This is a genomic window from Xanthovirga aplysinae, assembly GCF_009711365.1.
Taxonomy (GTDB): domain Bacteria; phylum Bacteroidota; class Bacteroidia; order Cytophagales; family Cyclobacteriaceae; genus Xanthovirga; species Xanthovirga aplysinae.
Window position 1 is genome coordinate 1 of sequence record NZ_SMMB01000984.1, and the last position, 6216, is coordinate 6216.

Consider the following 6216-nt stretch of genomic DNA (forward strand, 5'->3'; position numbering starts at 1 on the left):
TAAAACCAATCTAAAATGAAGAAAAACGTACTACTATGCTTCATGTTAGTAGGGGCTTTGTTTAGTAGAGCCTTTGCGCAGGAAAAGACAATTACAGGTACAATAACCTCAGAAACTGATGGTTATGGGATACCTGGAGTCAATGTATTATTAAAAGGTACCGCAATAGGGACAATTACCGACTTTGATGGTAAGTATTCATTGGGTGGGATTCCCCAGGATGGAGGAATTCTAATATTCTCTACTGTTGGAATGGAAAGTCAGGAGATTGAAATTGGGGCTCAGTCAGTGATAGATATTTTGATGAAAGAAGACGTTCAGCAACTTTCTGAAGTTGTGGTAACAGCGATGGGCCTAAAAAGGGATAAGGCAAAATTGGGCTATTCTGTTCAAGAAGTAAACGCCGATAAGTTAGAAAAAGCTACCAATACCAATGCTTTTGAGGCCCTAAGTGGAAAGGTAGCAGGGGTTCAGATTACTGATGCTGGATCTACCCCTGGAGCTGGTGTTAATGTGATTATCCGGGGATCTACTTCCCTGGACAGGGACAACCAGCCTCTTTATGTGGTTGATGGTGTCCCTATTAGTAATAATGATGTGAATACCGTCTTTGCTGCAGATTTTAATGCTCCGGTTAGTACAAACAGGGCCGTAGATATTAATCCTGATGATATTGAAAGTATGTCAGTATTAAAGGGCGCTTCTGCCGCTGCTTTATATGGGGCCCAGGCGGCTAATGGGGCGATTATTATTACTACTAAATCTGGTAAAGGTAAAGATGGACTTAATGTGGATTTTAGTATATCCCATGCTATTGAAGAAGTAAATAAATTACCAGGAATTACCCATAAATATGCTAGGGGTCGTGACGGTGGCTATTCCAATAGAACACACTGGTCTTGGGGACCTGCCTATGCATCTAATCCTAAATTTCCTGATGGAACAGAAATTTGGGTTGATGCACCAGGCGATGCTATGGGAGGAGTAAAAGATGTAAGTGGCCAACCTATTCCAATTTTTGAGGATAATTTTTCTCGTGTGTGGCAAAAGGGATCTAATACGAATGTGAATCTTGCAGTTTCTGGAAGTACTGATAAAACCCATTATTATACATCGGTTTCTTCTTTGGCAAATGAAGGTATTGTGAAGAATTCCAAATACAATAGAACCTCTTTTATGATAAGAGGAGGACATAAGGTGACCGATAGGTTAAAGGTAGAAGGTTCTGCCAATTATATTCGAACTAACACTCATAAATTCCGACAGGGAAGTAGCGGTTTAATGGGAGTAATGGCTTATTGGCATCACATGTGGGATGTAGAAGGAGAGTATCAGGATGAAAATAACTTACCTATTTGGTTCAGTCCTTCATATAATGATCCTCAATGGACCATGGAATATGAAGGAGAGGCAGGATATGTAAACCGTTTAATAGGAAACATGGGGGTTAGTTATGATGTGGCAGATTGGTTAACAGTTAGTTTTAAACAGGGGATAGATACTTATGCTGATGAACGAAAGGAGTATTCTCCTTTTGGGTCACGAAGAACTACCAATAATGAAGGATTAATTCAGGAGGTTAGGGTAAATGACATGGTGTTAAACTCTGATCTATTATTTACAGGAGTTAAAAATTTATCTGATGTTTTCGAACTTAATTATGTTGTTGGGGGAAATATTTATCAAACCAGGTATAATCAATTATTTGTTCGAGGGTTGGGATTAACGGTTCCTGGATTTGATAATATTGAGACAGCTTCTGAGCAAACAGTTTATCCTTCCGCTCAGCATTACCTTAGAATGGGTGTTTTTGCTGATGTAACTGTAGGTTATGATAATTATCTTTATTTAGGTTTGACTGGTCGAAACGATTTTTCATCTTCTTTACCTTCAGATAATAATAGTTATTTCTATCCTTCTACCAATCTTGGTTTTGTTTTCTCAGAGTTAACAGATATTTCCTGGTTGTCTTTAGGTAAACTGAGAGCTTCTTGGGCAAGGGTTGGAAAGGATGCTGATCCCTATTCTCTTTCCGATGTATATGTTAATCGTGCTCCTGGGAGATTTGGAAACCTTAGATATTCTTTAAGTGACATAAAGAGAAACCCGGAACTTAGACCGGAAATTACAGATTCATGGGAATTGGGTACTGATTTGAGGTTCTTTGATGGAAAGCTGTCCTTGGATTTATCTTATTATAATACCCTGTCAAAAGATCAAATTGTAGAAGTTCCAGTTTCTACTACAACAGGTTATGGGTCAATGATTCAAAATGCAGGAACAATACAAAATAAAGGTATAGAGGCAGTCTTAGCAATAAATAACCCTATTGAAGTCAATGGATTAAATTGGGATTTATCATTTAATTTTACCAAAAATGAAAATACTGTTAAGGAAATTGCGGAAGGATTGGATAATATTGTTCTTGGTACAGGTTGGTGGTCATCCGCCACAATTGAAGCGCGGGTAGGCGAACCATACCAGGCAATATATGGGGTAGGTTTTGAGAAAGATGAAAATGGTAATACCTTGGTGGACGCTGATGGTTATCCTGTTATTGCCAGTGAGGCGCAGAAATTAGGAAATGTGTTGCCTGATTGGAATCTAGGGATTAATAATTCATTGAGTTATAAAGGGTTAACCTTAGCTTTCTTGATAGATATTAAAAAAGGAGGAGATATTGTAAATGGAACTAAGGCTGCTTTACAGTATTCAGGTCTTCATGAGTCTACTGGTGAACGCTATTATGATGGTGATCCTCATTCAACTGCTACAACGGTTGTTGAAGGAATGGTAGTGGATGCTGAGGGAAATTCTACCGGAGTAAAAAATACTAAAGCTATTCCAATGGATAATGGTTATTGGCATGATTACAATGTTTATGTAGACGAAACCTTAGTCGAAGATGCTTCATGGGTTAGGTTAAGAAATGTTTCTTTGACTTATAGTATTCCAAAGAAATTGTTTGGTCGCGCTCCATTTAAGTCAATAGATTTTACCCTTTCAGGTAGAAATTTGTTCTTGTGGACTCCATATACTGGTGTTGATCCGGAGGTTAGTGCAATGGGTGTAGGAAATGCCCAAGGATATGACGAGCTGTCATACCCAGGTACAAAGAGTTATTCTGCCAGTTTAAAGTTGAAGTTCTAATTATCAATTTGGAAAAATTATGAAAAAAAATATTTTATATAAAGCAATATTCCTTGGGCTGATTTTAATGGGAACTCAGGCCTGTGTAGAAAAGTTTGAAGAGGTAAATAAAAATATAAACGACCCAGAAAAGGTTTCTTTAAACTTGGTTTTAACCTCCGCCCAAGCCGATGTGTTTGAGGGTTTTGGAGATGATTGGGATAGGTTCAGTGGTTTGTTTACCCAGCATTTTGCAGGGAATCATGCGAGTGGAGTTTCTTATGATCGATATATATTCCGAAATGCAGATGAAGAGACCACTTTCGATTTTATGTACCGAAGAGCCTTTATGGATCTTAATGATTTAAGGATTAAGGGAGCGGAGCAAGAAGCCTGGTCTTATGTAGGCGTGGCTGAAATTTTGACAGCAATAGGTTTAGGGCATCTCACAGATGTTTATGGGGATATTCCTTGGTCACAGGCCTTAAATTCTGAAGAGTATCTATATCCTGTCTATGATTCCCAAGAGTCTATATACAAAGAGATTCAAGCCTTATTAAGTTCAGGGCTTGCTAATTTGGAAAAGAATTCTGATGTGGAACTTAGTGGTGATTTAATTTACGGAGGTAGTAAAGATAATTGGAAGGCAGCTGCTTATGTTTTACAGGCCAGGTATCATAATCATTTGAGTGAAATTGATCCTGGGGGGTCTGCAGAAAAAGCATTGGCTGCTATTGATAAGGCAAAAGATGCGGGTTTTGATGGATCAATGGACTTTCAATATAATTATGAAGGTAGTGTTAGTCATTTGAATCCTTGGTATAGCCTTTACCTAAATAATTTAATTATTGCTTCTAAGGTATTTATGGATGCTTTATTGAATAACAACGATCCTAGGGTTCATGCTTATTTTGATCAAACTCCTTATGGGACCACGGATCCTGTAGGACACGTTGGGAAGGAGAATGGATATGGAACCGATCCAAATAGTTATTCTCCAGTTGGGCCTTATGGTTATTTTGGAAAAGAAGGATCCCCTGTATTAATAGCTACTTATTTTGAAATGTTATTTATAGAGGCAGAGGCTGCTCTTCGTTTAGAAAATCAAGGAAGGGCTGATGAAGCCTATAATATGGCGGTGAAAGCTTCTTTAGATAAGGTGATGCCTACAATTTTAGAGGATGCTGAACATTATTCTTCAGAGGAGCTTGAAGCTATTGCTTTGGAGATGGAGGGGTACCTTAATAATTTTACTGGATTAACTGGGGTGTCTTTAGAACAGGTAATGACGGAGAAACATAAAGCCATGTTTACGCAAGGTGTTGAAAGTTGGGTAGATGTTCGAAGGCACGATTATAAATATCCAAGCTATTTACATATTCCAATTGCAAATGGTTCTCCAATTGGAAATAATTTTATACGTAGGATACTATACCCTCAAACAGAGCTAGAGAAAAATAGTAAGAATGTTCCAGATGTTGGTATCTTCGATAAGCTTTGGTGGGACAAGTAATAATTTTAGGAGTAATATAACTTTAAAAAAAGGCTACCGGAGGGTAGTCTTTTTTTCTTATCTATTTTATGGGCTTTTAACTAAAAAGCGAATAATTTTTAGGTTAAAAGCAACTCATTTATTTGTTAAAACTTAGTTCCGTAGCTCAAAGAGATTTTCTACTTTTTGTTTTACCCAATTGCAATGTACCGAGATATCTTGGTTTCGGCAGCAAATCGATTGGTGAGTTTAAATTGATAAACACAATCTTCTTTGATTTTTTTAAAGAAGTATTCTCCCCCTAATTATTTCACCATCCCCTTTAACGTTTCACTCTATGTTCGATGTTAAAATCCTTTAAGGTATTGGTAATTCGGTAGAAGAATAAAAAAAATCCTCTTTCCGAGTTAGAGATCAGTCATGGAGTTACCCGTCCGTTTTTGATGTCTATTTTAAAATCAGGCACGTTCGCATTGTTTGTAAAAATTCCGTTATTCAAAGCCTATCCAATTATTTTCCTTTCAGAAAGGCCAACCATAATGGTTAGGTAACTCCTGCTTTCCTGAGGTTTGATGTTTGTTTTGTCAGTAACTCCTGCTATTTTTGAATTATAAGGCTTATAATATTATTTTAATTGGTTTTTCGCAAAGGTGTATTTAGGCTTGGGATTCGTAGTCTATATAGTTCTTTTCAAAGGTTTGGTATTAATTTCTTTAAACTTCAAAATTCTAGCCACACGGGGATACGAAACCTTGTAACTCCTGGCTTTTGTCTCTTTATTAACACTAGGTCTTCCATAGGTCTGTTCGCTTCGTAAGAATCCTGAGGATCCCTATAACTTGCTTCCTGTTTTTAAATTGGTAGATTTTCTATTTTTTATGAAGAAAATAGTAATAAACATTTTTTGTATTACATGGGCTAGTTTTGCCCCTCATAAGACTTTTCTTTATCATTCTGATTTTTTTTTACAGTTATTTTCAGCTTTCCTTGACCTGGAATACGGCTATTTCTGTACTCTGGAAAGCCCTTCTACTCAATGATAAATCAATTCTAGGTTTACTCACTAACTCATGGGTTAATCCTTTGATTTTTTTTCCTTGATAGCTCAGCTCAACGGCTTGCCTTTTAAAGCATTATCAGAATATTCTTTCTATTACATGACAAGTCTGTATCAAAAGTCGATACAACTTCTTTTTAATTCTGGTTTCTATTCGAGTTTTTTCTCAAATATTAAAATCGAAACTCTCCATTTTCTTTTTAATACGACTTCCCTTTTTAACATAACTTCCAATCAAATGTAGCAACTGTAAACAATTGCAAATTAATGGTTATTTTACGGGGCTTTTTTGTTTGAGATTATGCAGGTAATATTCTGGAAGGTATTCAGTACTTAGCTAAATGGTACAAAGAAGATCGGTTGAGCTATAGGGACACCGTTGTAGAAAGTTCTGAAAATATTTCACAAGTTTTTTTAGGGCTTTTTATAGGGAAGAAATTGGGAAGGTGGATCGATTGCCTACCGGATGCTATTATAAGTAAATTGACATGGCTCAATTTTTCATGGAGTTAATTTTTTCTTCAATTAGAAAGAGTGA

General features: G+C 36.7%; 2 protein-coding genes. Both read left to right on the forward strand.

Features of this window, described 5'->3' with window-relative positions; genetic code table 11:
* The first annotated feature begins 15 nt into the window (after positions 1 to 15).
* Complete coding sequence (locus tag E1171_RS09620) at positions 16 to 3150, forward strand: SusC/RagA family TonB-linked outer membrane protein (protein ID WP_155205791.1); 3135 nt, start codon at positions 16 to 18, stop codon at positions 3148 to 3150.
* Between the two features lie 19 nt (positions 3151 to 3169).
* A complete protein-coding gene (locus tag E1171_RS09625; RefSeq protein ID WP_155205792.1) occupies positions 3170 to 4642 on the forward strand; it encodes a SusD/RagB family nutrient-binding outer membrane lipoprotein in 1473 nt (490 codons plus the stop codon).
* Positions 4643 to 6216: the final 1574 nt, after the last annotated feature.